We start from the raw sequence: 24,849 nt of genomic DNA, 5'->3' as shown, positions 1-24,849 counted from the left end.
GAGGGCTAACCTACCCGCCGCCGGAACGAGATATGTCGGTGGCCGAAGAAGCTCACCACCGCAACGAATCCCATCACCACCACGGCGGCCGGTTTCTCCGGGAAACCGAGCACCGTCACGGCCAGCTCCAGCAGCACCACGTTCATCACCAGCCCACCGGAATTGACCGCGACGAAGGCGAGGAAATCGCGCAGCAGCTGCCCGCGCACCCGGAAGACCAGCGTCCGGTGCAGCACGAACGCGACCACGACACTCACGCAGTAGGCGGCGACGACGGCCACCGACGGCGGAACACCGTCGCCGAGAATCGCTAGCCACGCCACCGTGAGCACGATGCCGAGGACGGTGTTGAACCCGCCGACGATGGCGAAGGCCAGTTCCTGGCGGCGGACCAGGCGCAGCAGTGGGCCGGGGTCGGCGGCTGCCGAGGAGTCGCTGTCGAGGTCGGGCGCCTGAGACGCATGCTTCGCGCCGGGTGGCGTGGACAGCTCGAATGCGTGCGACTCGGCATCGGAAGCCAGGGCGGAGTCGGCCCCGGACTCGGTCACCGGGGCCGACACGCGCGCGACATCCTCATCCGCGCCGAGATCGACGATGCTCGGCGGGCTCGGCTCCGGACGGCCGGTGCCACTCACGGGCGGGCTTCCACCAGATCGGGTCGCTCGGGTTCGGGCGCATCCGATTCCGCCGACGTGTCCGCGGCCGGTTCGCCGGTATCCCGACGACGAGAACGCAGGTACGCCCATTCCATCACCGCGAGCCCGAGCAGCCCGGCCACGATGGCCGCGCCGCCGATCTTCCAGCCCGGCGGACGCCAGCTCAGCACCAGTTCCGCGCCCTGGGTGCCCGGCGGGATCTGCACCGCGACGAAGGTTTTCGCGACGACGCTGATCGGCACGTCGCGGCCGTCGATGCTCGCGCGGTAGCCGGGCCAGCCGAGGCGGGCGAACACGACCTTGCCGCCCTCGGCCGAGTCGACCCGAACCCGGCTGGTCAGATCCGTTTCGCCGAGCGATGTGGCGGTGACACCATCGGTGTGGGCGATGCGGCCGTTCCCGGTGGACACGGGCCCGTTCTCGCGTTCGAGCACCCAGATGTAGTCCTCGTGGCCGGGATAGTCGACCCACTTCCAGCCGGTGGGCGCGGGCTGCGAGCGCGCGTCCGGGAACAGGGCACGCTGTAACACGACCCGGTCGATCTTCATCAGGTCGACGATGGTGCGCCCGGTGTCCGGTTCGGTGGCGAAGGCGCGGCGGTAGGCGTCCGGGCAGACGCTGGTGTCCCAGCGCATGCACAGCAGTTCACCGAAGTAGAAGTGCCCGTTCGGGGTGTAGCCGCCGACGTAGGTCAGTTCCAGGTCCTTGGCGTAATTGCCGAAGACCAGCGAACCGTAGGCGCCGTCGAGGGTGTTCTGGCCGGGCTGGATCAGGCCGCGTTCGCCCAGTTGCAGGGTGGTGCCGCCGAAATCGGGGAAGGCGGCTTTCGCCTCGTCGCGGTCGGCGGGCAGGTTCCAGCTCATCGGGGTGGGCTGGGCGGCCCGCACCTGGAGATAGGCGATGGGCGCGACCGCGACGATGCTGAGCGCGCAGGCCAGGGCGGTGCCGCGGGTGCGGCCCAGCCACACCACGGCGGTACCGAGGGCGGCGATCCCGAGCGCGGAGACGATATGCCAGACCGCTTCCGACGGCGCCGCCGCCAGCGAACGCAGCAGCAGCACCCCGATCAGCAGCCCGGCGCCGATACCGCGCCGACGCCATCCGGCGGTGGTGCCGTATCGGCCCAGCAGCACGCACACCAGCAGCAGCAAGCCGAGCGCCACCATCGGCAGCACCCGCGCCGGCCAGCGCAACGGTCCCATCGTGCCCGGGCCCGCGGTCCACAGCAGCGCGGCGACGGTGAACATGCCGAGGGCGCTCAGTTCCCTGGCCGCACCGGCCGCGCGACGCCAGTCGATGAACGCCAGCGCCGGAATCAGGAACCAGGCGATGTAGACCATCGGCAGCGGTTGCACGAAACCCCACCACGAGGTGAACGCGGGCAGGGTGCTGGGCAGGCTGGCGTTCAGCGATTCCGACCACGGCACCGTGAGGAAGGGGTCGTTCTTGATCTCGTCGGCGCCACGCCAGGTGACGTCGGCGGTCAGCAGGCTGGGCAGATATGTCGCCAGCCCGGCCAGCGCCGCACTGCCCGCGACCAGCGCGAGCCGCAGCGACGGCGCCCAGCGCCGCTGATAGATCACCTCGCCGATGATCACCGCGGCGATCATCACGCCCGCCTCGACCGCGGGGAAGATGTACTGCACCGAAATCGCCAGGTACAGGAATACGAATACCGGGATCGGGCCGCTGCGACCGCGCGCGTACCGCACCCCCGACGCCCAGGCGTGCACCAACCAGGCCGTCCCGGTGAACGCGGTCATCCAGCTGGCCGCGTCGAAGAACAGCAGGAATCCGGTGAACGGGAACGACACGCCCGCCACCGCGGCCCAGGCGGGCCCGGCGCCGTAGACCAGGGCGACGCGGTAGACGCCGAGTCCGAGGATCACCGCGAAGATCAGCTTGACTATGGTGGCGTACAGCCCGATATCGGGCACCGAGGGCGCGATCAGATCGATCAGCAGCTGCGGCGGATTGAGCAGCCCCGCTTCCTCGATGGTGTAGTTACCGGCCAGCCAGTGTTCGGGCACCATCGCCGGGAAACGGCCTTCGCGCAGGTAGCGGCCGGTCATCACCCACAGCGGGGCGTACTGGGATTCGGTGTCGTCGGTGTAGAAATGCCTGGCGTTGGCGGCGAGCACCGCGAGATAGGCCACGACCACGCCGGCCGCGGTGATGATGCCCCACCTGAACACGTCCGACCGGGTACCGGCTCGACTTTCCACCACGAGTTCCAGACCATACATGCCCGGCCTCGGCCGGTCGCGAATCCGATGACGCACCGGCGAATCGGGTCGGCGGCGCGGCCCCGACCCCGTGTTATTGTTCACGGCGGCTCGGGCTCACCCATCCGTGACGAGTACCGGCACGTGCACCGTCATCGAAAGTCGATCTCGCCAATGCCGATTCCTTCCCAGCCGGTTCCTTCGCAGCCGCCGGCGTCAGGTCCTGATACCGCCGTGCCGGCCCTGGAGTCGGATTCGGCCAATGGCCGCGCCGCCGTGCGTTCGGTGTCGGTGGTGGTGCCGGTGTACCGGGGCGAGCACACGATCGCCGCGCTGGTGCGCGAACTCGATCTGCTGTCGCGGCCGACGCTCACCCCGGAGGGCATCAGCTTCGTCGTCGACGACATCGTGCTGGTGCACGACCACGGCCCCGACCGCTCCGACGTCGTCCTCGAACAGCTGCGCCGCGACTACCCGCGGGTGCGGGTGGTGTGGCTGAGCCGCAACTTCGGTCAGGACGCGGCCACCATCGCCGGAATGTCGGCCGCGCGTGGCGAATGGATCGTCACCATGGACGAGGACGGCCAGCATGATCCGGCCTGCATCGCGGCGTTTCTCGATGCCGCCATGGCCGGGCGCGCCGATCTCGTCTATTCCAAACCCACCAACACCCGCCCGCACGGCTTCCTGCGCAACCTCACCTCGCGTGGCGCGAAGATCGTGCTGGCGACGGTGTTCGCCTTCCCCGATTCCACCCGGTTCGAAAGCTTCCGGCTGATCCGCGGCGATATCGGCAGGCAGCTCGCCGACGTCGCCGCCAACGGCGTCTACCTCGACGTGGCGCTGACCTGGGTGGTCGGCACCACGGTGACGGTCCCGGTGACGTTGCGCGCGGAGGGCCGCGAGGAATCCGGTTACAACTACCGGCGGCTGTTCTCGCTGTTCTGGAAGATGGTGCTGTGCACCGGCACCCGCGGGCTGCGGTTGGTCAGCCTGCTCGGCATCACGCTCGCGCTGGCCGGCGGAATCCTCGCGGCCGTCATCATCTACACGGCTTTGACCAGCGACAACAATGATCCGGAGGGCTGGGCCTCGATCATTGTCGTGCTGCTGTTGTGCTCGGGTGCGGTGCTGTTCTCGCTCGGTTTGATCGCCGAATATCTCGGTGTGGCACTGCATATCCTGGTGGGCAAACCGCTGTATCTGACCGTCGCCTCGCCGCCGCCGCGCCGCGAGAAGGTCACCGCCGAGGTCGGCGAGGGGGCCGCATCGTGAACGCCGACCGCATCATCTTCAGCAGGCCCTACCGTGCGGCCGTCGAACTGGAAAACGTGCGCGCCGTGCTGGACTCCGACCACAGCCACGGCGACGGCCGGTTCACCAAGGCCGCGACCGCCAAGATCAAAGCCATCACCGGCAGCCCGCACGCACTGCTGACCACCTCCTGCACGCACGCCCTCGAATTGGGCGCGCTGCTGCTGGAACTGGGCCCCGACGACGAGGTGATCGTCCCCAGCTTCGCCTTCACCTCCGCCGCGACCTCCATTGCCCTGCGCGGGGCGACCTGCGTGTTCGTCGATATCGACCCCGAGACCGGCAATATCGACCCGGCCGCGGTCGCCGACGCCGTCACCGCCCGCACCAAGGCGGTGCTGGTGATGCATTACGGCGGGGTCGCCGCGGAGATGGGGCCGCTGCTCGAGATCGCCGCCGAGCACGGACTGGAAATCATCGAAGACAACGCGCACGGTCTCGGCGGGACCTGGCGTGGTCGCGCGCTCGGCACCATCGGCACCCTCGGCACGCAGAGCTTCCACGACACCAAGAACGTGCACTGCGGCGAAGGCGGGGCGCTGCTGCTCTCGGATGAGATCCTGATGGGCCGCGCGGAGATCATCCGCGAGAAGGGCACCGACCGGGCCCGGTTCCTGCGCGGGCAGGTGGACAAATACTCCTGGCAGGACATCGGATCCAGTTATCTGCCCAGCGAACTCAATGCCGCCGTGCTGGACGCGCAGCTGGCCGAGTTCGACCGCATCCAGGCCGGCAGGCACCGCGTGTGGAATGCCTACGCGGCGGCGCTGCCGGACTGGGCGCGCCGCAACGACGTCCGGGTGATGCGGGTGCCCGGCGATCGCGAGCACACCGCGCACCTGTTCTACCTGCGGTTACCCACCGAAGACGCGCGCGACGCCATGATCGGTCACCTGGCCGAGCGCGGCATCGTCGCACCGTTCCACTATGTGCCGCTGGATTCCAGCCCCGCCGGGTTGAAGTACGGCCGCACGCCGGTGCCGTGCACCCGCAGCGCCGAATTCTCCGCCACCATCGTCCGGTTGCCGCTGTGGCCGATGCTCGAGACGGCTCAGATCGAGCGGGTGGTCGACGCGGTGCGAGCCTTCACGGTCTGAGGCCCGGGGCCGGGCGAAGCAACCCCGGGCAGCCCCGGCTCAGCCGAGTAGTTCGCGTGCCGCGGCGTCGGTCAGCACATCGTAGGACTCGGTCTCGCGGTTGTACCACCAGGTGCCCGGCCCCGGCTGCGGTCGCCCCGCCGCCTGCACCGCACGGGTGGACGGCCGGTAGGAGGAGCTGCGCGGAATCTCGTCCACCACGTACACCAGGTCGGGTCGCTGCCGGTAATCCAGCGCCTGCAACGCCTCGGTGACGTCCTTGGGCTCCAACCGGAAACCCCCACGCACACTGACCGCGGCGACCGCGAGGGTGCGATCCCCCACTGGCAGCCCGTAGGCGACCTCCATATCGACGGCGGTGATGTCGTTGAGCACGTCGACAATCGGCTGGGTGAACACCGGCCCGCGCGGAGTCAGCATGACGGTGTCGGTGCGGTCGACCAGCCAGTAGTCGCCGTCGGAGTCGCGGCGGAACAGATTCTCGGTCGGCATCCACGAATCACCGGCGGTGAACACACCGCGCAGACCGCCGCGCGAGAGGTCGACGCCCTCGGAGGCGGACCCGATGAGCAGCCCCACCTCGTTGTCGGCGCAGCGCCGGGCGAAACCGGATTCGTCGACCTCGATCTGCTCGGTCACCGGGTCGTAGGCCACCAGTTCCACGCGCGCGGTACCGGGCACCGGCCTGCCCTTGCAGCCGGGCTTGCTGCCCGACACATGCGCCAGCACTACATCGCCTTCGATGGAGGCGTAGAACTCGAGCACCCGGGCGGGCGCGAACTGTTCGGTGGTGCGCCGCCACAGGCCGGCGGGCATACCGGAGCCGATGAACAACCGGATCGGATGCTGATGGCCGGCCGGGAAGACCTGCGCGTCGAGGATGTCGCGCAGCATCGTCCAGGTGTAGGTGACCACGGTGACGCCGTAGCGGTGCACCTCCTCGGCGAAGCGGGCCGGATCCAGCGAGCGCGCCAGCGCGATCCGGCTGCCGCCCGCGATCGCCCCGCCCAGGCTGACCAGCAGTCCCGACGAATGATGCAGCGGCGCCAGGCAGTAGACGGTGTCGCGGCGGTCGAGGTCGGCCGCCGACGCGGTGCCGAACGCCGACAGCGCCCACCGGTGATTGGTGATGTATTTGATGTCGAGCCGGTCGCCCGTGCCGGTGACCAGCACGAACGCCAGTTCCCGTGCCAGCCCGGGGTTCGGGCGGTACCAGGCGGGCATCCGCACCTTCGCCGGGTCGACCTGCTCGAGGTCGATGACGTCATCGCCGAGCGGGATATCGAGCCCGCGGGCGTCGCCGCCGCCGAGCACCAGCACCCGATGCCCGGTCGCGGCGGCGTGGCGCAGGTTCTCCGGATCGGAGATGAGGATCTTGGTGCCGGTCTGCTCGAGCGCGCCGCGCAGTTCGCTGCCCGGGGCCAGCAGCACCGCGACGGCACCCAGCCGCGACAGCGCGGCCACGGCGACCAGCGCGCTGGGGCGGGTCTCCATCACGACGCCGACGCGGGTGGCGGGCCGGATGCCGACCGAGATCAGGCCGCGCACCACATTGTCGATGCGGACGTCGACGGCGGCGTTGGTGTGCACCCGGTCGTCGAACAGGAAGCATTCGCGCAGCGGCGCCCGCTTGGACTGTTCGGCCATGAGCTTGCCGAGCGAGATGCGGGTGTGCGGCTGGATCATGCCGAGGCGCGTCAGCCGGGGCAGGGCGCGCGCGGCTTCGCCCGCCAGCTCCAGCGATCCGCGCATCGTGTTGCCCGCGATCTCTTCGAGCGCGCGGCCCATGCCGGTCCCGGCCTCGGCCAGCGCGGCCGCGGTGTGCACGACGCGGGTGGCGGCGGTGCGTGGACGTTTGCTGTCCACGTGCTCCGACATCCGGTGGATCTGTTCGGGCAGCGCGGAGCTGCCCTCCACCCAGCCGATCCAGTCCCGCACCATCGGCCAGGTGTGGTTGGTGGCGACGCTGCCCGCGACCAGACCGAAATGCCCGGCCAGCAGCGTCGCCTCGTACACCTCGGCGTTCGGTGCGGCCCGGACGATGCCGCGCACGGCGGCGGGCTGGCCGATATCGTCGACCTCGCCGACGAACGCCAGGATCGGGCATTTCAGTTCCGCGAGGGAGATCGGCTGATCGCGGATGACGAATCCGCCGAGCATCATCCGGTTGTGCGCGACGAACTGTTTGAGCAGATCCGCCGCCGCCGGGCCCGCGTAGCCCACCCAGCCGTCGCTGTTGAGGAACCGGCGCTGACGCTCCTTGGGCAGCAGCGCCTCCCGGTCGTGCAGCTGGCGCAGGAAGTCGATCCGGGATTTGGCCGTCTTCACCGGATCGAGCATCTGGAAGCCGATGCGCACCATGGAATCGGTGATCGGCAGCCGGGTCACCACATGGTCGGCCAGGAAATCGGCCACATCGGAGGCCAGGCCGTAGGGCAGCCCGAACGGCATGCCGGCGACGATGTCGACCGGGCTGCCGAAGGTGACGATGCTGGACACGCCCTTGCCGTAGCGGAAGGCGGTGGTCTGATAGGCGAACATGCCGCCCTGCGAGTACCCCATCAAATGCACGCCGGATCCGGTGGCCTCGCAGACGGTGTCGATGGCGCTGTCGACGGCGAGGACGTGATCGGCGAGATCGCGCTCCCAGCCGCCCTCCTCGATCGCCGGCGAACCGAAATCGACCACCCAGCAATCGATTCCGGCGTTGTGCAAGATGCCGACGGCGCCGCCTTCGGCGTTCACATCCCAGATGTCGGCATTGACCATCAGCGGCGGCACCAGCACCGCCACCGGACGTCCCGGCGTGGTGTCGTCGGGGAAGTAATGGCGCAGCCGGTACATGCGGCGTCGCTCGACCACCTCGAACGGCGAGGACTCCACATCATGACTCAGCCCGCCGAAACGGATCACCTCCAGACCGTTCTGCGCGGTCGCCATCAACCGCTGCACCGATCCGGCCATCTCTTGCACACTCAACTTCACGATCCGCTCCCAGCCCTACCCTGAAACGTGACGCCCATCACACACCCCGATGTGTTCGAACGAGCTTCCCATACCGAGCCTCGGTCATGTGTCTGCTGTGACGTGTTCCATGATGGACCGCCGCGGGCAAGGACGGCGCAAATGCCGAAGATATGGTGGTTTGGTGACCGAAACCCTCGCTCAGCGGATCGACCGCGAGACCATGGACGTCGAGCTGGTCGACGATGCCGGGCGCGCGGTCGGCGCATGCCAGGTGGCGCAGGCGCATCGGGCGCCGGGCATGCTGCACCGCGCGTTCTCGGTCCTGCTGTTCGACCGGTCCGGCCGGGTGCTGCTGCAACAGCGCGCCCACATCAAGACCCGGTTCCCCGGCCGCTGGTCCAACACCTGCTGCGGCCATCCCGCGCCGGGTGGCTCGGTCACCGAAGCGGCGAGCGTGCGGCTCGTCGAGGAGATGGGTGTGCGCGCCGATCTCCGCGAGACCGGCGTTTTCCGCTATCAGGCCGAGGACCCGGCTACCGGGCGGGTCGAGCACGAATGGGATCACGTGCTGATCGGCTACCTGGACAGCACGCCCCGTCCGCATCCGGCCGAGGTCGCCGACTACGCGTGGGTCGACCCGGACGAACTCCGCACCGCGCTCGCCGCGAACCCGGACAGCTACAGCCCGTGGCTCGGCGGGGTCCTCGAGATCGCGACCGGGTCAGGTCAGGGCTGACGGGTCACCGGACCGGGCGTCATCGCGCGCCCGAGGGTGCGGGCGGCTGCGTGCGGTCGATCCTGGCCAGCGCGCGCCGGTCGGTTTTACCCGTGGTGGTGCGCGGGATCTCGTCGACGAAGACGACATCGCGCGGCACCTTGAATCGCGCGGAACGCGACTTCACATAGGCGCGCACGCCCGCCTCGTCGAGTTCGCCGGACCGGACGATGAACGCCGCCAAGCGCTGACCGAATTCCTCGTCCTCGACCCCGATCACCGCCGCCTCCGCGATCGCCGGGTGCGCGTACAGCAGGTCTTCGATCTCGCCGGGGAAGACGTTCTCGCCGCCGGAGACGATCATGTCGTCGTCGCGGCCGTCGATGAACAGCCGGCCGTCGCTGTCGAAATGCCCGAGGTCGCCGGTGCTCATCAGCCCGTCGATCGTCTTCTTGGATCCGCCGCCGGAGTAACCGGCGAAGGCGATGGTATTGCCGACGTAGACCGTGCCGACCTGCCCCGGCCGGTCGAGGCGGGTTCCGTCCTCGCCGTACAGCGCCACCCCGATGCCGACCGGCGGTTTGCCGACGGTGCCGGGTGCGGCGATCCAATCCTCGGGCGTGGCGATGGTCGCGGTGCCGGTCTCGGTGCACCCGTAGAAGTTGTAGATCACCGGCCCGAAGACCTCGATGGCCCGGTTGCCGAGCGAGGGCGCCAGCGCGGCACCGGCGGTGAAGATGACGCGCAGCGCGCTCGTGTCGAACGTCGCGAGTTCGCCCGCGCCGAGGTCGAGAATCCGCCGCAACATCGTCGGCACGAGAACCACGCCGTCGCAGCGGTGCCGTTCGATCTGCGCCACCGCGCGCCGGGCGTCGAACCGGCCGTGCAGCACGACCGTGCAGCCGAGATTGAGGGCGAGGATGAACTGCGAGAGCGCGGTGCCGTGGAACAGCGGCGCGCACAACAGCATCGTCGAACCCCGGCGCCAGGGCACCCGGTCCAGGAATTGCGCTGCGGCCAGCGGGGATTGGACGGTGCGCGGCGCACCCTTCGGCGTGCCGGTGGTGCCGCCGGTGAGCAGGACGAACCCACCCGGGTGCGCCGGGACGGGCGGTGCGGTCACTGCCGCGCTCGCGGCCGGCGGCGCGGGGAGGTCGAGACTGCTCACCGAATCCGGTAGCGCGGCCACCACATCGGCGAACTCGCCGGAGCTGACGATGCAGGTGACCGCTTCGCGTGCCGCGACATCGGCCAGCTGGGTGCCGCTGAACCCGGTGTTCATCAGAACCAGGCGCGCACCGATCTTGGCCACGGCGATCATGGTGGCGACCAGGTCGCGGTCGTCGCGACCGAGTGCGGCGACCACGCTGTCGGCGCCGAGGCCGTGGGCGCGCCAGTGCGTCGCGATCGCGTCGGTCCACCGGTCGAGTTCGCGGTAGCCGATCGAGCCGGCCGCATCCACCAGGGCCACCCGGTCCGGCGTCGTCCTCGCCGCCGATCGCACCCCTCCGGCTATCGGACCGAGTTCGCGCACGGTCCGGGCGGTGCGCGCCACCCGCAGCGGATGGCGCAGGTCGATGATCCCGGCGCGCTGGAGCACCGCCACCTGGCGGCCGGCCACCGCAGCGGCCCGAACGGCGCTGGTCATACGTGTCATCGAATGGATCTCTCGTCTCGCCGGTCGGGTCGACGGCGCCGGCGCCGGGCGCGGCCACAGCCGGCCCGGATGATCGCGGCGCAGACGACCTCGGGTACGCCCATCAGCACATCGCAGGACAGAGTGCGGCGACAATTGACAATCGCTCGAAAACCGCCGCCGCCGATTGGGCATACGACCAATCGAGGTTCGGCGTGGTCACTCGGTGAAATGGCCGCCCTGGATGCGTCGAGCCGTCCGCGCGGCCGCGAGCTGTACCGCGCCCGCGGTCGAGGCCGGGTCGAAGCCGGTGAGTTCGTGGATGCGGGAGAGCCGGTAGGTGACCGTGTTGCGGTGCACGTAGAGCGCCCGCGCGGTGGCCAGCTGGTTGAAATCGGTGTCGAGGTACAGATCGAGGGTCTGCGCCAGTTGCGGCTGATCGTCGAGCGGGTTCAGTACCGCGGCCAGATCGGCGCACGCAGCGCCACTGCGGGCCAGCGTGTATTCCAAGGGCAGGTCGCGCAACAGGCATATCCGTTCGGCCCGTTCCAGGCAGCGGCCGAGTTCGGCAAGCACCCGCGCCTGCGCGAACGCCGCCGGGATCTCGGCCCTGGTGCCTGCGCGCGCGACACCGGCCCACCACCCGCAATCGGTGCGGGCGGCGAACTTCGGCACGAGATCCGACAGGGCCGACGGCACCTCATCGCCGACGGCTGCTGTGTCGCACGGCAACAACGCCGTCCACCCGCGACGGTCCATCCGGACGAACGAGCCCGCGGCCGCGTCGATCGCATTGCGCAGCTCGGTCAACGCGGCCGGATCACCCTCACCGACCCGGAACACCACGATGTGGAAAGCCGTGCCGATCGGCGTCGGCGAGCCGGGCAGCCACTCCCCCGGATCGGTGCCGTTGAGTAGCGCGTCGGCCACCACGCGGAGGCGTTCGCGCTGCTCCCAGCCGGGATCGTGGGCACCGTCGGCGGCGGCCACCGCGATCCGGCCGGTCACCGTCAGCAGATACTGGATCAGCGGTTCGGTGATTTCCCGCAGGAGTTCGACGTCCTCGGCCGAGCCCGACTCCGCCAGCTGTGAGCGCAGCACGAACGCACCGATCCGGTAGTTGTTCAGCACTTCCGCCAACGGTGCACCGTCGCGCACCCGCGCGACCGCCAGTTTCACGATCTCCTCGGTATCGGATTCGTCAGGCAGCCGGCCGGTACGCAGGTAGGCGAAGAACAGCTCGACGTTCAATCGCGAACCGCGCAGGAAATCGCCTTCGATCAACGATTGCGGCAGCGCCTCGTAGAGCGGCAGCTCGGCGGCGAACCGGTCGACCACCGCGATCGCCCGGTCATGCAGCATCGCCAGCGCGGTCTCGGAGATCTGTGGCTGCATCGCGCACTTCCTTCGCTCCGTCGCGGGGTCGGTCCGGGCGCCCATGCTACGAGGGGGCGCGGTGGTGCGGAGCGTATCGGTGCTGATCGCGGCGGGGGTCCGGGGGTCCTCGTCGTCCTTGCGGGTCTGGAGGCCTGCTCGTATGGGCTGGTCGCAGCTTCGAGCCTTACATGGTTTGATGCGCATATCTACGTACCCAGATTGCTCAAGACGTCGGTAGGCGACTTCCGTCCGAGGAGACCCGAATCTCAGTGCGCCCCGCCCAGTTCCAACGCCACCACCCCGAGAATCACCAGCACGATCCCGCCGACCTGCACCAGGCTCAACCGTTCGCCCAGGAACAAGGCCCCGATGACGGCCACCGCCGCCACACCGACCGCCGACCAGATCCCGTAGGCCACACCCACCGCCATCCCCCGCTTCAACGCTTGCGACAGGAATGCGAAGGCCGCGCCGTACCCGACGACGACCACCACGGACGGAACCAGCTTGGTGAAGCCCTCGGACAGTTTGAGCGATACGGTCGCCGAGATCTCGGAAACGATCGCCAGCGCCAGAAACAGGAAGGTCATGGCCGCAGAGTAGCGAACGACCCGCTCCCCTCCCCCGGCCGCGAAACCGGTTCGCCCGCATCGGTATCGGCCGGGCGAGCCACCGGCCCGCCCGGCGCACGCGACCGCCGCTACCGAAGAGAATTCAGGAGACCCAGCCGCGAGCCTCCGCGGCCGCCGCCCGCACCTCGTCCAGCTGCTCGGCCACCCGCACGCCCGCGGTGCCGCCGCGCGAATTACGCGAGGCGATGGAACCTGCGACGGTGAGCACCTCACGCACCTGCGGGGTGAGCGCCGGATCGATCGCGGCGAACTCCTCGTCGGTCAGTTCGTCCAGACCGACGCCACGGGCTTCGGCGGCCCGCACGCACGCCCCGGCGGCCTCATGCGCGACGCGGAACGGAACACCTTGGCGCACCAGCCATTCCGCGATATCGGTGGCGAGGGTGAAGCCGGCGGGCGCGAGTTCGGCCATCCGGTCGGTGTGGAAGGTCAGTGTGGAGACCAGGCCGGCGATGGCGGGCAGCAGCAGCTCGAGCTGCGCCACCGAATCGAACAGCGGCTCCTTGTCTTCCTGGAGATCACGGTTGTAGGCCAGCGGCTGCGCCTTGAGGGTGGCGAGCAGGCCGGTCAGGTTACCGATCAAGCGGCCCGCCTTGCCGCGGGTGAGTTCGGAGACGTCCGGGTTCTTCTTCTGCGGCATGATCGACGACCCGGTCGACCACGCGTCGGCGAGGGTGATGTAGCCGAATTCCGGTGTGCTCCAGACGATCACCTCTTCAGCCATCCGGCTCAGATCCACCCCGATCATGGCGAGCACGAACGCCGCCTCGGCGGCGAAATCGCGGGCGGAAGTGGCGTCGATGGAATTCGCGGCGGCAGCGTCGAAATCGAGGTCGGCGGCGATCTGCTCGGGATCGAGACCCAGCGAGGAACCCGCCAGCGCACCGGATCCGTACGGCGAGACCGCGGCCCGCTTGTCGAAATCACGCAGCCGATCGATGTCACGCAGCAGCGGATGGGCGTGCGCCAGCAGGTGGTGGGCCAGCAGCACCGGCTGCGCGGCCTGCAAGTGGGTCTTGCCGGGCATCACGGCGTCCGGATGCGCCGCGGCCTGCGCGACCAGGGCGTCGACCACCTCCAGCAGTCCGGCCGCGATCCGGCGCACCGCATCGCGCAGCCACATCCGGAACAGCGTCGCCACCTGGTCGTTGCGGGAACGACCGGCGCGCAGGCGGCCACCGAGCTCGGTGCCCGCGCGTTCGATGAGACCGCGTTCGAGCGCGCCGTGCACGTCCTCATCGGATTCGGCCGGGCCGAACGCGCCCGAGGCCACGTCGGCGGCCAGCTGATCGAGTGCGGCGAGCATGCCGTCGAGGTCACCGTCGGACAGCAGACCCGCCTTGTGCAGCACCCGGGCATGCGCCTTGGACGCACGGATGTCGTAGGGCGCCAGCGCCCAGTCGAAGTGCGTGGACTTGCTCAACGCGGCCATCGCCTCGGCGGGACCGGACGCGAACCGGCCACCCCAGAGCGCCCCTTCGTTGGTTGCGCCGGTCTGCGTCATCGTGTGCTGTCTCCTCAGATCTCGGGTGTCGGCGCAGCCGAGTGGCCACCTGATGCGTAAAGCCCTACGGTAACCGGCCGAACGGGATCGACGATGCGGTGCCCACCGGACGCGCGGATCGGCAATGATGCGACGCCCGCCGAACACCGGGGGTATGCGCCTCGCCGCGCGGCTCCTCGGCGCAATGGCGAGAGCATCGCGGTGGGACACCACCTACCCACGACGGGGAGCGACGATCCGGCACGGTGCCACCGCACCGGAAGATCGTGCGCGGTGGGCCGGATTTACCGGCACACCGCGTCGCGCGAACTACTTCTGGTTGAGATCCCGGCGCGCGGCCACCTTGGACGACAGGCCGTGGATCTGCACGAAGCCCTTGGCCAGCGACTGGTCGAAGGTGTCGCCCTCGTCGTAGGTGGCCAGGTTGAAGTCGTAGAGCGACTGCTCGCTGCGGCGGCCGTTGACGACGACGTTGCCGCCGTGCAGCACCATCCGGATGTCACCGGAGACGTGCTCCTGGGTCTCGCCGACGAAGGCGTCCAGCGCGCGCTTGAGCGGGGAGAACCACAGGCCGTCGTAGACCAGCTCGCCCCAGCGCTGCTCGACCTGACGCTTGTAGCGGCCCAGTTCGCGCTCGATGGTGACCGCTTCGAGCTCCTGGTGGGCGGCGATCAGGGCGATGGCGCCGGGCGCCTCGTAGATCTCGCGGCTCTTGATGCCGACGAGCCGGTCCTCGACCATGTCGAGGCGGCCCACACCCTGGCGTCCCGCCCGCTTGTTCAGCTCGACGATGGCCTCCAGCACGCTGACCTGGCGGCCGTCGATGGCCACCGGCACACCGCGTTCGAAGGTGACGATCAGCTCGTCGGGTGCCTCGAAGTTGACCGTCGGGTCGGAGGTGTAGTCGTAGACGTCCTTGGTGGGCGCGTTCCACAGATCCTCGAGGAATCCGGTCTCGACGGCCCGGCCCCACACGTTCTGGTCGATGGAGAACGGCGACTTCTTGGTGACGTTGATCGGCAGCGCGTTCTCCTCCGCGAACGCGATGGCCTTCTCGCGGGTCCAGGCGTAGTCGCGCACCGGCGCGATGACGTTGAGGTCGGGCGCGAGCGCGCCGATGCCGACCTCGAAGCGCACCTGGTCGTTGCCCTTGCCGGTGCAGCCGTGCGCGACGGTGCTGGCGCCGTGGAACTTGGCCGCCTCCACCAGGTGCTTGACGATGAGCGGGCGGCTGATCGCCGACACCAGCGGGTAGCGGCCCATGTAGAGGGCGTTGGCCTGGATGGTGGGCAGGCAGTAGTCGTCGGCGAACTCGTCGCGGGCGTCGACCACGATGGCCTCGACGGCGCCGCAGTCGAGCGCGCGCTGGCGCACCACGTTCATGTCCTCGCCGCCCTGCCCCAGGTCGATGGCCACGGCCACGACCTCGGCGCCGGTCTCCTTGCCGATCCAGCTGATGGCCACGGAGGTGTCCAGCCCACCGGAGTAGGCGAGTACGACGCGATCGGACATGATCTGGTGCTCCTAAGTCTGTGTGGGTCTGCGCGGCTGCTCGGGGCAGCATGCTGGTCGCCGGTTCGGCTCGCGCCTGGAAATGATTATGCATGATGATGCAATCTCATTCATAACCGGGGTTGCGATGGCCGCTGCCTGCGCAGATTCTGCCCGAAGAGCCTTGGCCCCGCCTCTCCGCTGTGGAAATGTAGGCCGTGTCCATGCGCATCCATGCCGAAGGACCGACACCATGTTCACCAACATCATCGAACCACTCCGCGACCTGGCCGAACAGAACCGCGACCTGATCGGTTTCGTCGTGATCAACCTCGGCAACGCCGCCCTCGGCCTCGCCAAGCACGGACTCGACGTGGCGACGCCGTTGTTGCAGCAGTTCTTCTCCGAGTATCCGCCCGGGCGCAACTACTGAACACCGATGCGGCGCGGCATCCACAGGATCACCGCGCCGCACAACCACGGCCGCTCGCACTCGGTAGCGGCCCGCTGTTTCGCTACCCCTCTGCGATCGGTGGCGTGTACGTGACCTCGCGCGCGACCGCCTCATCGACCTGCTCGGGAGTGAGTAGCGGCACCGTATGCGAGATCGCGGCACCCGACGCCGCGGTGCGAATGGCGAGCGCAGCGGCCGACACCTCGTCGGGCGCGTCACCGATCACGAACAGATCATCCTCCCCGAACGCGAAATAGCAGGCCGCGACATGCCCGCCCACACTCTCCACCATCTCCGTGATCGCCGCCCGGCGGGCACTGCCGCCCTGCGCGAGCAACCCGGACGCCCCCTCCTGGGTGTAACTGACCCGCCACAAGTACTTCGGCATAACGCGACGCCTCCTTCTCGCAGGACGATCCGGCCAGTCCCGACCCTAGGTCTCGGCCTCTGCCCCAGGCTGACTTGCGGCGATGCCGTCACCCCACTGATGCGGCACCGTGACTGTGGTGATACCGATCGGCGGCATCAAGCCGGCTGATCCTCGTACCAGGTGCGCAGCCTGTTCAGTGCCGCCTGCAGCGTGCCGTCGCCCAGCGCCGCAAGGATGACGCCGTCGTTGAAACGCTCGGCACGCACGACGGCGGTGAGCACGCGGGCGGCATCGGCGACCGGGGCTGCTTCCAAGCCCCGACCACCCGGGTACACGCTGCGCAGCTTCCACTTCATCCACGGGAAGCTCACGATCGCATCGACCTCGTACAGCGACTCGACGACCCGATCGACCGCCTTGCTGTAGTCGACGTGCGGCATGCACAGCGAGCCGTCAGTGTTCTCGAACCGCATAGTCGCGTGCGACGCCTGGTCCTCCACGAGGAGTTGGTCTACCGCAGACCACAGCCGATCCCACGCTTCCCGCGGCGCCGCGCACAGGGCGGCTTCGATGGCGGGATCGTCGCTCGAGTCGGGACGATAGGGATTGGCCAGAGCGTCGGCCTCGGCTTGCCGGCGGTCGCGATCGAACTCCGCGAACTGAGCGATAATCCTGGCCTTCTCCTTCCTGGAGTAGCCGGGTGGAAAATGCCATGATTTCTTGTCTGAGCGTCTTCTCCACCATCCAGCCATGCCAAGAATCCCCCGATTTCTCAAACCGCCTCTGCGCCACGCAGATTACCAACCCGTGTCAGCCGAGACGCCACACCGCGACGTCAGCCGGGCGACTGTATGGGCCGGTGCAGTGATGTCTCGGCCGACTATTCATGCGGCAATCCGCCGCCGGCGCCGCCCGGCGGCTCCGCCCGCCCAGGCGATCGTCCGATCATGCCGCGGTTGGCTGGGGTTGCGTTTGTTGGAGTCGCCATTGTCGGTGTTGTTCGCGGTCGCGTTCGTGGCGCAGGTGGATACGTGAGAGTGCTCGAGCGAGTAGTTCGCTGGCATTGTGGCGGTGGTTGATTCGTGGTTTCTGTTGCGGGTCGATATGCGGTGGGGCGATCCACGCGGTACGCCCCGCATACGGGGAGCGAGGCCCTTCGATCCGGGTTTTCCATCCGCCGGGGCCATCGTGGATCAACGCGTGGCAGGCATCGCAGGCGAGGGTGAGATTCTCGATGTCGGTGCTGCCGTTCTTGCGGTAGTCGAGAACGTGGTGGACCGCGCACAGGCTCGCGGGCGCGTTGCATCCAGGGCGGGAGCAGCCCTTCAGGGCGGCGATCAACGCCAAACGCTGATCCCGGGACGCGAGCCGCTTCATCCGCCCGAGATGTAGTGGGAGCCCGGCGTGGTCGAACACCGCCAGCCAGGGTTGTGACCTCCCGGCCAGTTCCAGGGCGTCCCGGATCGGTACGGTGCCGCCGGTGGCGGTGGTCGCGACTCCGGCTTCACGTTCCACATCATCAATCGACATCGTCACAATCGTTGCGACCGGGACTCCGCGGTGGGTGCCGAGCTGTTCGCTGATGACGCCGGATGCCAGGAGCGCTTTGAGTGCATCATGGTTGCGTTGGGCGGGTGTGCGGTGGTCGCGGGCGGCGGCCTCGGCAAGCACCGCCGGGTCCACCGAATCGGTGTCGCCGGGGCTGGTGGGGTCGTCCGGATTGCACATACCCGGGCGGGCGTACTTGGCCAGCAACGGATCCAGCAAGGCGCGCAGCACGGGGTCGACCTCGCCGCGGATGGGGCTCATCCCGTCGGGGCGTTGACGGCCGATCACGATGCCGCGCATGCGAGCTCGGTCATGGTCGGTGGTGAGGCGGCCGTCGGGGTCGAGGTAGGCCAGGATTCTGTCGCCGACCTTGCCGATATCGTCCGGGGAGCCGGTGCGGGCGAAGTCGGTGAGGATCTCCTCGGCAGCAGCGCGGTCATCGGCGGACGCGCCACGCGGGACACGGTTGATCACTGCTGCGATACCGCGAGCGTGATCGGCGGAAATATCACCCGCAGTCAATGCTTGCGCGGTATGTGGCAGGCGCGGGTCGACCGGTTCACCGGCCATGTCGTGGAAGGATGCGACCGATTGCGCTTGGTGGACGCGGGCGCCTGCGTCGGCGCTGGCAAGGTTCAGCGTTTCCATCAGGAAGCGTTTCAACGATTTCGAACCATAACGGGCGGGCAGGGACCGGTCGGAGGCTTCCGCGAGCAGGCGGTGGCGGACCATGGTCAGCATTCGCGTGCAGCGCTCCACGTCGCGCATCAGACCAATGACGCCATCATCGGTGATTGGTGTGAGGGGTTCGTCGAGTAGATCGGTGACGGCGGCATGCAGTGCCGCTGCTGCACTGTCTTCGCCGATTCCCCCACTCGAACCCATGTTCGAATTCTATCCCAAGCAACGCCCCAGAATCAGCAGAAACCGCATCTGATATCCACATCTTCACACTGGACAAATGCCCGAAACCTGTTGTGGACCAACGAAGTTTCGGCAGCGGGGCCGTCGCCGCAGCACTCCTGGCGGCCCAGCCGCAACACTTCAAGACTGAGCCGACTCGACCGGAGACCTCGTGGCGGCGCCGAGGTGCCCACGACGTAGGGCAGCGACGCCCGGTCCGACGCCTGCTTCGTCGTTTCCGGCCCCTAGCAGTCGGCCCATTCGCGACGGTGGGTCCAACGACGCATGGCACGTCGATGATGCGGCGCGAGTACGGCAGCCCCAAAACGGGAAGGCGCCGATCCCATCGGCAGGTCAGACCGCGACGAACTCTCCGTCACGGACACCCGCCAGGAAGGCGCGCCACTCCCCCGCGGTGTAGTGCAGTGTGGCGGCGGACCCGGTGAGCGTGACCGAGCCGTCGCGGTGACGAGTGATCGCCGGGGCGCCGGCAATGGCGTGCGAGGCGTGGGCGCAGGCCGCGGCGAGGAACGCCGGCCACGCGGAGGCCGGCAGCGCGATGACGGGCTGGGCCGCGGGGTCGTTCGCGGGGTTGCGCAGGTATTTGGTGTCGCGGATGAGTACGGATTCGCTGGTGTAGGCAACCTCTACGCACTCGCCCCCGTTGGTCCCACTGTAGCTGGACTTACGCCACGCGAGAGCTGTGGTCTTCATTCAGGGCACTCCGAACTCATTCATGTAGCTTGTCGATGCGCTCGGTGATCGCATCTATGGACTCGGACGTCGATAGCGCGGCGCTACACAGACGGTCCGCCATCATTCTATAGAGCCGTACCTGGTCCTGATCCTGCACGTACAGCGCGCCTGCGGCGTGCTCCAAGTAGCCGATACCTTGCGCCGCGTCGAAGTCCAGCAGGGTGAACTCGTCGTCCAAACCGTCATGGACGGCGACACGAGTCGGCATGATCCGCAGTTCGACGTTGTCGCGCTGCATGAGGTCGAGCAGGTGCCGAAGTTGACCCAGCATCACTCTCGGTCCGCCGACCAGCCGATCGAGCACCGATTCCTCGATGACGGCCCGTATATGCAGGGGATGGTCATCATCGGCCAGTCGCTGCCGCGCCATCCGGCTCCGAACCGCCTGCGGCGCGTCCATCAACGCGATTTGCAGGCTGCCTTCCAACAGGGTCCTCGCGTACTCCTCTGTCTGCATCTGCCCGGGGATGGTCTTCGACCGGTAGACAAACTGGCTCGTGGCCAAGCCTTCCAACCCGACGAACGTCCTGAACCAGTCCGGAAGGACATCGGAGAATGGCGCCCACCAGGTCGCCCGGTCCGCTTGCCCGGCCAGCGAAGCGATTCGGTCGATGTGCTCGATATTTGCGCCGTACGCCTTGAGCAGCGCCGTCGTTTCATGCGGCTTCTGTTGCGTTTTGCCGGTCTCCAGATAGTTGATCTTGGGCTGATTGCAGCCCAGTACCCGCGCCGCCTCCGCCTGCTTCATCCCCGCGCGTTCACGCGACACTCGCAGGTCATGTCCAATCAAGAACCGCAGCGCGGCGGGATCAGAGCGACGATCCGGCACTTCATCCTCCCAATCTGTGCGTCAGCTACATCGGACACCCTCGCACAGCACGCGGCCAGAGCATCGCACTTCGATACAGCCGAGCCGATTACAGCCATCTACATTCATTTCTGTATATATACAGTCAATCATGGCTATGCTCTTCCGCGACTAGGTACATACCTTCGATCAGGCAGGTAGACGACCTGCCAGAGCGGTGACGCAGATGACGACTTCCACGCTCGACCACCCCTCCCCCGACAACCACATCCGCACAGCCGTGCTCCGCTACCGTCGCGACTTCGGCCTGCCCGCCGAACCCGTCGACGGGCATGCGGCCCTGTACACGACCCAGTCGCTCGCGGCGGTGCAGATTCCCCCTCGGCTCGCTTGGAGTGTCCGGCAGGCACTGCGGGATGAGCCGTCGGTGCCGGTCATCGGGGTGTCGAAGGCGAACTCGCATTGGATATTCCTGGTCTCGCCGGACGGCCGGGTCGGGGCGCGCACGCTCGATGCGGTGAGCCGGCGCGGGGTCGCGACGATGCCGGCCGGGGCCAGGATTGTCCTGCCGGTGCCGGAGATCGAGTTCGACCGTTACTGGGCGTGCGCTCCCAGCCCCGGCCCGCTGACGTTGCCGCGCCGGTCGACGGTGCTCGCTGCGGCCCGCGAGGTCCTGGAGATGTGGGCGTCCACCCGGCCGTGCGGGTATTGACGATGCGTCCCGAACCGGCGATTTTCGTCGGCGGCGACGAGCTGCTCGCCGCTATCCGCGGGCACCATGTGCCGGACCATCCGGTCGCGCGGCTGGCGAGCCGGCTGGGCGCGGCGCACCGCAGCGAACTCGATGCCACCGCCGACCCGGCGGATTTGCTGTGGCGGCGCACCGGGCTCATCGCGGCCATCGACTTGTGGCTGACCGCCCGGCTACCCGTCCCGCGCCCCGGCGCGCCCCTGCACACCGAATCCGCGGGCACCATGATCGACCGAATCGCCGGCGCCCAGGTCCACGCCTATCGGCTGCTGATGACCGTCCCGCCCGCCGACCCGCGCGTGCACAGCGCCTGGCATCGGCTCGCCGAACTCGTCACCGGATACACCGATTGCGCCACCGAAGTCGTTCGCGGACAACGCCGTTTGCCGATCCTTGGAGACCACTGGTGAACATCGCCCTGCCCCGCAAGGAACTGCTGCTCGCCGCCTGCCGTGGCCTGCCGGCCGGCGACCATCCGATCCTGGATGCCGCGGGCGAGCTGGCCGCGATCCACCAGGCACGCGAACAGACACCGGCGGCAGGTTCGGCCGCACTGGACCGGCACCGCAGCCACCTTCGTGTCGCGATCGACCTCTGGGTCGCGGTGAGTGCCCGACCCGGTTCCGGCGGGATGCACGGGGTGGGCCGGTTGGTCGACGATATCGCCGCGCTCACCGTCGAGGCCTACATCACGCTGGCCCATGCACCGGATGCACTGGTGTATGACGCCACAGTGCGACTGACCGAGCTGGGCGACGCGTCATGTATCAGGACCTCGCCGACCAGCTCGCATCCACCACTACGCCCGCAATCTTCCGGTAGCGACGAGTCGATTCCGCATCGGCGGTGCCCGGCCCGCGGCATCGCAGCTTCGGCCGATGCTGCGCTGGGAATCGTTCGATGCACTCCGAATAGCTCACTCCCGCGAAATCTGTCGGCGCCCTCGGCTAACGTTCCCGCCATGATCACTGGGGAACTGCGGAGCAAGATCGACCGGTTGTGGGATGCGTTCTGGTCGGGTGGCATCTCGAATCCGCTGGAGGTGATCGAGCAGATCACCTACCTGATGTTCCTCAAGCGCCTCGACGACCTGCAGACCGGCAAGGAACGCAAAGCCAACCGCAGTGGGCGGCCGATCGAGAACCCGATCTTCGACGCCGACACCGAGTCCCTGCGGTGGTCGAAATTCCGCGAGCTCGCACCGGAGCAGCTGCTGCGGACCGTTCGCGATGACGTCTTCCCCTGGTTGCGCCTGCTCGGCGGCGAGGAATCCACCTACGGCGAGCACATGAAGGACGCCCGGTTCACCATCCCGACGGCGAGCCTGCTCACCAAAGCCGTCGATATGCTCGACGAACTGCCGCTGGCCGAGGGCGGCGACGTCAAGGGCGATCTGTACGAGTACATGCTGTCCAAGATCGCGACAGCCGGCCAGAACGGCCAGTTCCGCACCCCGCGCCACATCATCGACCTGATGGTGGCGATGATGGCGCCCGGCCCCAGCGACGAGATCTGCGACCCGGCCTGCGGTACCGCCGGCTTCCTGGTCGGCGCCGCCGAATACATTCAGCGCACCCACCGCGACGCCCTGCTCGACTCCGCGCAGCAGGATCACTTCCACCGCAGCATGTTCCACGGCTTCGACTTCGACTCCACCATGCTGCGCATCGCCAGCATGAACATGCTCATGCACCAGATCGAGCACCCCGATATCCGCTACCGGGATTCGCTCGCCGAATCGGTATCGGGCGAAGAGGGCCGCTATTCGATGATCCTCGCCAACCCGCCCTTCGCCGGCAGCCTGGACTACGAGACCACCGCGAAGGGCCTGCTCCAGGTGGTGAAGACGAAGAAGACAGAACTGCTGTTCCTGGCGTTGTTCCTGCGCCTGCTGAAAACCGGCGGCAAGGCGGCCGTCATCGTGCCCGACGGTGTGCTGTTCGGATCGACCAAGGCGCACAAGGAACTACGCAAGATCCTGGTCGAGGACCACGGCCTCGATGCCGTGGTGAAACTGCCCTCCGGGGTGTTCAAACCGTACGCGGGAGTGTCGACGGCGATCCTGTTCTTCACCAAGGATGACGAAACCGACCACGTGTGGTTCTACGACGTCACCGCCGACGGATTCAGCCTCGACGACAAGCGCAACCCACTGCTTCCGGACGAAAAGCTCGGTGTCGCTGCTGCTCTCACCGAGGACGAGCAAGTGAATAACAACCTGCCCGACGTGCTGGCCCGCTGGTCGCACCGCACCACTACCGAACGTGAACGTGCGCGGACCGAGCAGAGTTTCTGTGTGCCGAAAGCGGATATCGCGGCGCAGGATTACGACCTGAGCCTCAACCGATACAAGGAGGTCGTGCACGAGGAAGTGGAGCATCGCCCGCCGTTGGAGATCATCGAGGAGTTGGAAGTGATCGAGGGGGAGATTCAGCGGGGGATGTCGGAGTTGAAGGGGATGCTGGGATGAGTGCGTGGCCTATCAAGGAACTCGCGCATGTTGCGACCATCCTCCGAATTGGAATCAATCCGCGCGACATCGACGGTGATACGAAGTACGTCGGCCTCGAAAACATCGAGAGCGGTGGTCGGATCATCAACGTATCGACGGCCGAGGCAGCCGGGATCGAGAGCCAGAAGTATCAGTTCACCGCTGACCACATCCTGTATGGAAAACTCCGCCCGTATCTAGCGAAGATAGCGCGGCCGAATTTCGGAGGAGTATGCAGCACAGATATCCTGCCGATCGAGCCGAGTCCTGCTATAGACCGAAACTATCTCTGCCACTTCTTATCGCAGCCATCAATGATTTCCAAGGCAAACGCGCGGGCGACCGGCGTCAACTTACCTAGGATCAATCCGGCAGAACTCGGCAAATTCACGCTCCCGGTCCCCCCGATTGCTGTGCAGCGGCGGATTGCGGAGGTGCTGGATCATGTGGATGCGCTGCGGGAGAAGCGGCGGAAGTCCATCGCCCTCCTCGACGAGCTCGCCCAATCCATCTTCCTCGACATGTTCGGGGATCCATCAAAACCGTCAGCCTGGCCTGTCAGGACCATCGGCGACCTCACGGAGTCCGCCACATACGGGACCGCGGAGAAGGCTGCGCCGAGCGGACCGATCCCTGTTCTACGAATGAATAACATCACATACGCCGGAAGAATGGATCTTCGCGACCTGAAGTACCTGGCGTCTGAACCGCCGGAACGCTATATGGTCAGAGCCGGCGATATCCTGTTCAACCGAACAAATAGCGCAGAACTCGTCGGAAAGACAGCAGTGTTCACAGGCAACGCGCCGATGGCGTACGCTGGATACCTCATCCGCCTTCGAGCAAATTGCGATAACGACCCGGACTACATTTCCTCTTTCTTGAACACGAGTTACTCGAAGCGAGTGCTTCGAGCGATGTGTAAATCCATTGTCGGCATGGCGAATATCAACGCAAAAGAGCTCAAGTCGATTCGTGTTCCGCAACCGCCATATGAGCTACAAAGAATTTTTGCCCACCGATTGCGTCAGCTCCGTTCCCAGGAAGCTACCCACCGATCACACCTCGCCCATCTCGACACCCTCTTCTCCTCCCTTCAGTCCCGCGCCTTCCGCGGCGAACTCTGGCAAGATGACCTGAAAGATCTGTAAGGG

Annotated in this window: 21 protein-coding genes; 8 read left to right on the top strand and 13 right to left on the bottom strand. The window is 67.6% G+C overall.

From position 1 onward, the window contains the following. Positions 1-5: 5 nt before the first annotated feature. Positions 6-635, bottom strand: a complete 630-nt coding sequence (locus tag FEK34_RS06520; protein ID WP_249358816.1) for a GtrA family protein — start codon at positions 633-635, stop codon at positions 6-8. After that, complete coding sequence (locus tag FEK34_RS06515; RefSeq protein ID WP_138446898.1) at positions 632-2,902, bottom strand: YfhO family protein; 2,271 nt, start codon at positions 2,900-2,902, stop codon at positions 632-634. The genes FEK34_RS06520 and FEK34_RS06515 overlap by 4 nt, the downstream gene beginning before the upstream one ends. Positions 2,903-3,157: 255 nt before the next feature. Here FEK34_RS06515 and FEK34_RS06510 point away from each other — a divergent pair, with 255 nt between their 5' ends. Then, positions 3,158-4,156, top strand: a complete 999-nt coding sequence (locus FEK34_RS06510; protein ID WP_138446989.1) for a glycosyltransferase — start codon at positions 3,158-3,160, stop codon at positions 4,154-4,156. Continuing rightward, on the top strand, positions 4,153-5,292 hold the full coding sequence (rffA, locus tag FEK34_RS06505) for a dTDP-4-amino-4,6-dideoxygalactose transaminase (RefSeq protein WP_138446897.1): 1,140 nt from the start codon (positions 4,153-4,155) through the stop codon (positions 5,290-5,292). The genes FEK34_RS06510 and rffA overlap by 4 nt, the downstream gene beginning before the upstream one ends. Positions 5,293-5,331: 39 nt before the next feature. Here the strand turns inward: rffA and FEK34_RS06500 are convergent, their stop codons facing one another. Then, positions 5,332-8,277, bottom strand: coding sequence for an acyl-CoA synthetase (locus FEK34_RS06500; protein WP_138446896.1), 2,946 nt, complete (start codon positions 8,275-8,277; stop codon positions 5,332-5,334). 163 nt (positions 8,278-8,440) lie between these two features. On the opposite strand from FEK34_RS06500, the gene idi reads away from it, so the two are divergent. After that, positions 8,441-8,995, top strand: a complete 555-nt coding sequence (gene idi / locus FEK34_RS06495; RefSeq protein ID WP_249358815.1) for an isopentenyl-diphosphate Delta-isomerase — start codon at positions 8,441-8,443, stop codon at positions 8,993-8,995. A gap of 19 nt (positions 8,996-9,014) precedes the next feature. Here idi and FEK34_RS06490 read toward each other — a convergent pair whose 3' ends face one another. From FEK34_RS06490 to FEK34_RS06470, 5 genes are all read right to left on the bottom strand, one after another. Continuing rightward, positions 9,015-10,622, bottom strand: a complete 1,608-nt coding sequence (locus FEK34_RS06490) for an AMP-binding protein (protein ID WP_138446895.1) — start codon at positions 10,620-10,622, stop codon at positions 9,015-9,017. Between the two features lie 207 nt (positions 10,623-10,829). Beyond that, positions 10,830-12,005, bottom strand: coding sequence for a PucR family transcriptional regulator (locus FEK34_RS06485; protein WP_171048064.1), 1,176 nt, complete (start codon positions 12,003-12,005; stop codon positions 10,830-10,832). Positions 12,006-12,253: 248 nt separating this feature from the next. Then, positions 12,254-12,577 (bottom strand): DMT family transporter, encoded by a 324-nt coding sequence (locus FEK34_RS06480; RefSeq protein ID WP_138446893.1) that lies wholly within the window; start codon positions 12,575-12,577, stop codon positions 12,254-12,256. Positions 12,578-12,701: 124 nt separating this feature from the next. Then, positions 12,702-14,123 (bottom strand): argininosuccinate lyase, encoded by a 1,422-nt coding sequence (gene argH, locus FEK34_RS06475; RefSeq protein WP_138446892.1) that lies wholly within the window; start codon positions 14,121-14,123, stop codon positions 12,702-12,704. Positions 14,124-14,432: 309 nt separating this feature from the next. Then, positions 14,433-15,635, bottom strand: coding sequence for an argininosuccinate synthase (locus tag FEK34_RS06470; RefSeq protein WP_014350404.1), 1,203 nt, complete (start codon positions 15,633-15,635; stop codon positions 14,433-14,435). Between the two features lie 232 nt (positions 15,636-15,867). Here FEK34_RS06470 and FEK34_RS06465 point away from each other — a divergent pair, with 232 nt between their 5' ends. Further along, positions 15,868-16,047: a hypothetical protein gene (locus tag FEK34_RS06465; protein ID WP_036535955.1), complete on the top strand. Its 180-nt coding sequence runs from the start codon at positions 15,868-15,870 to the stop codon at positions 16,045-16,047. Between the two features lie 82 nt (positions 16,048-16,129). Here the strand turns inward: FEK34_RS06465 and FEK34_RS06460 are convergent, their stop codons facing one another. The 5 genes from FEK34_RS06460 to FEK34_RS06440 form a co-directional block, all read right to left on the bottom strand. After that, complete coding sequence (locus tag FEK34_RS06460) at positions 16,130-16,456, bottom strand: GYD domain-containing protein (RefSeq protein ID WP_138446891.1); 327 nt, start codon at positions 16,454-16,456, stop codon at positions 16,130-16,132. Between the two features lie 137 nt (positions 16,457-16,593). Then, a complete protein-coding gene (locus FEK34_RS06455; RefSeq protein WP_138446890.1) occupies positions 16,594-17,190 on the bottom strand; it encodes a DUF6508 domain-containing protein in 597 nt (198 codons plus the stop codon). A gap of 193 nt (positions 17,191-17,383) precedes the next feature. Continuing rightward, the gene (locus tag FEK34_RS06450) at positions 17,384-18,871 is read right to left on the bottom strand and encodes an HNH endonuclease signature motif containing protein (protein WP_138446889.1); all 1,488 of its coding nucleotides are present in this window, start codon (positions 18,869-18,871) and stop codon (positions 17,384-17,386) included. Positions 18,872-19,243: 372 nt separating this feature from the next. Beyond that, positions 19,244-19,603: a DUF397 domain-containing protein gene (locus FEK34_RS06445; RefSeq protein WP_138446888.1), complete on the bottom strand. Its 360-nt coding sequence runs from the start codon at positions 19,601-19,603 to the stop codon at positions 19,244-19,246. A 16-nt stretch (positions 19,604-19,619) separates the two neighbouring features. Then, positions 19,620-20,474, bottom strand: coding sequence for a helix-turn-helix domain-containing protein (locus tag FEK34_RS06440; protein ID WP_138446887.1), 855 nt, complete (start codon positions 20,472-20,474; stop codon positions 19,620-19,622). 205 nt (positions 20,475-20,679) lie between these two features. On the opposite strand from FEK34_RS06440, the gene FEK34_RS06435 reads away from it, so the two are divergent. From FEK34_RS06435 to FEK34_RS06420, 4 genes are all read left to right on the top strand, one after another. After that, positions 20,680-21,165, top strand: coding sequence for a hypothetical protein (locus FEK34_RS06435; RefSeq protein ID WP_138446886.1), 486 nt, complete (start codon positions 20,680-20,682; stop codon positions 21,163-21,165). A 2-nt stretch (positions 21,166-21,167) separates the two neighbouring features. Then, positions 21,168-21,614, top strand: coding sequence for a DUF4254 domain-containing protein (locus FEK34_RS06430; protein ID WP_138446885.1), 447 nt, complete (start codon positions 21,168-21,170; stop codon positions 21,612-21,614). 551 nt (positions 21,615-22,165) lie between these two features. Further along, positions 22,166-23,674 (top strand): type I restriction-modification system subunit M, encoded by a 1,509-nt coding sequence (locus FEK34_RS06425; protein ID WP_138446987.1) that lies wholly within the window; start codon positions 22,166-22,168, stop codon positions 23,672-23,674. Then, entirely contained in the window at positions 23,671-24,846 is a 1,176-nt protein-coding gene (locus FEK34_RS06420) for a restriction endonuclease subunit S (RefSeq protein ID WP_138446884.1), read from the top strand. Before FEK34_RS06425 ends, FEK34_RS06420 begins: the two co-directional genes overlap by 4 nt. Positions 24,847-24,849: the final 3 nt, after the last annotated feature.

It is taken from the genome of Nocardia cyriacigeorgica, assembly GCF_005863245.1.
GTDB lineage: Bacteria > Actinomycetota > Actinomycetes > Mycobacteriales > Mycobacteriaceae > Nocardia > Nocardia cyriacigeorgica_C.
Note: the sequence above shows the minus strand (reverse complement) of the source record. Positions and strands in the feature narration are given on the sequence as shown.

Coding starts and splice junctions, on each gene's coding strand:
- FEK34_RS06515 (WP_138446898.1), bottom strand. CDS start 2,902: ATGTATGGTCTGGAACTCGTGGTGGAAAGTCGAGCCGGTACCCGGTCG.
- FEK34_RS06490 (WP_138446895.1), bottom strand. CDS start 10,622: ATGACCAGCGCCGTTCGGGCCGCTGCGGTGGCCGGCCGCCAGGTGGCG.
- FEK34_RS06485 (WP_171048064.1), bottom strand. CDS start 12,005: ATGCAGCCACAGATCTCCGAGACCGCGCTGGCGATGCTGCATGACCGG.
- FEK34_RS06480 (WP_138446893.1), bottom strand. CDS start 12,577: ATGACCTTCCTGTTTCTGGCGCTGGCGATCGTTTCCGAGATCTCGGCG.
- argH (WP_138446892.1), bottom strand. CDS start 14,123: ATGACGCAGACCGGCGCAACCAACGAAGGGGCGCTCTGGGGTGGCCGG.
- FEK34_RS06470 (WP_014350404.1), bottom strand. CDS start 15,635: ATGTCCGATCGCGTCGTACTCGCCTACTCCGGTGGGCTGGACACCTCC.
- FEK34_RS06465 (WP_036535955.1), top strand. CDS start 15,868: ATGTTCACCAACATCATCGAACCACTCCGCGACCTGGCCGAACAGAAC.
- FEK34_RS06460 (WP_138446891.1), bottom strand. CDS start 16,456: ATGCCGAAGTACTTGTGGCGGGTCAGTTACACCCAGGAGGGGGCGTCC.
- FEK34_RS06455 (WP_138446890.1), bottom strand. CDS start 17,190: ATGGCTGGATGGTGGAGAAGACGCTCAGACAAGAAATCATGGCATTTT.
- FEK34_RS06450 (WP_138446889.1), bottom strand. CDS start 18,871: ATGGGTTCGAGTGGGGGAATCGGCGAAGACAGTGCAGCAGCGGCACTG.
- FEK34_RS06445 (WP_138446888.1), bottom strand. CDS start 19,603: ATGAAGACCACAGCTCTCGCGTGGCGTAAGTCCAGCTACAGTGGGACC.
- FEK34_RS06435 (WP_138446886.1), top strand. CDS start 20,680: ATGACGACTTCCACGCTCGACCACCCCTCCCCCGACAACCACATCCGC.
- FEK34_RS06430 (WP_138446885.1), top strand. CDS start 21,168: ATGCGTCCCGAACCGGCGATTTTCGTCGGCGGCGACGAGCTGCTCGCC.
- FEK34_RS06425 (WP_138446987.1), top strand. CDS start 22,166: ATGATCACTGGGGAACTGCGGAGCAAGATCGACCGGTTGTGGGATGCG.
- FEK34_RS06420 (WP_138446884.1), top strand. CDS start 23,671: ATGAGTGCGTGGCCTATCAAGGAACTCGCGCATGTTGCGACCATCCTC.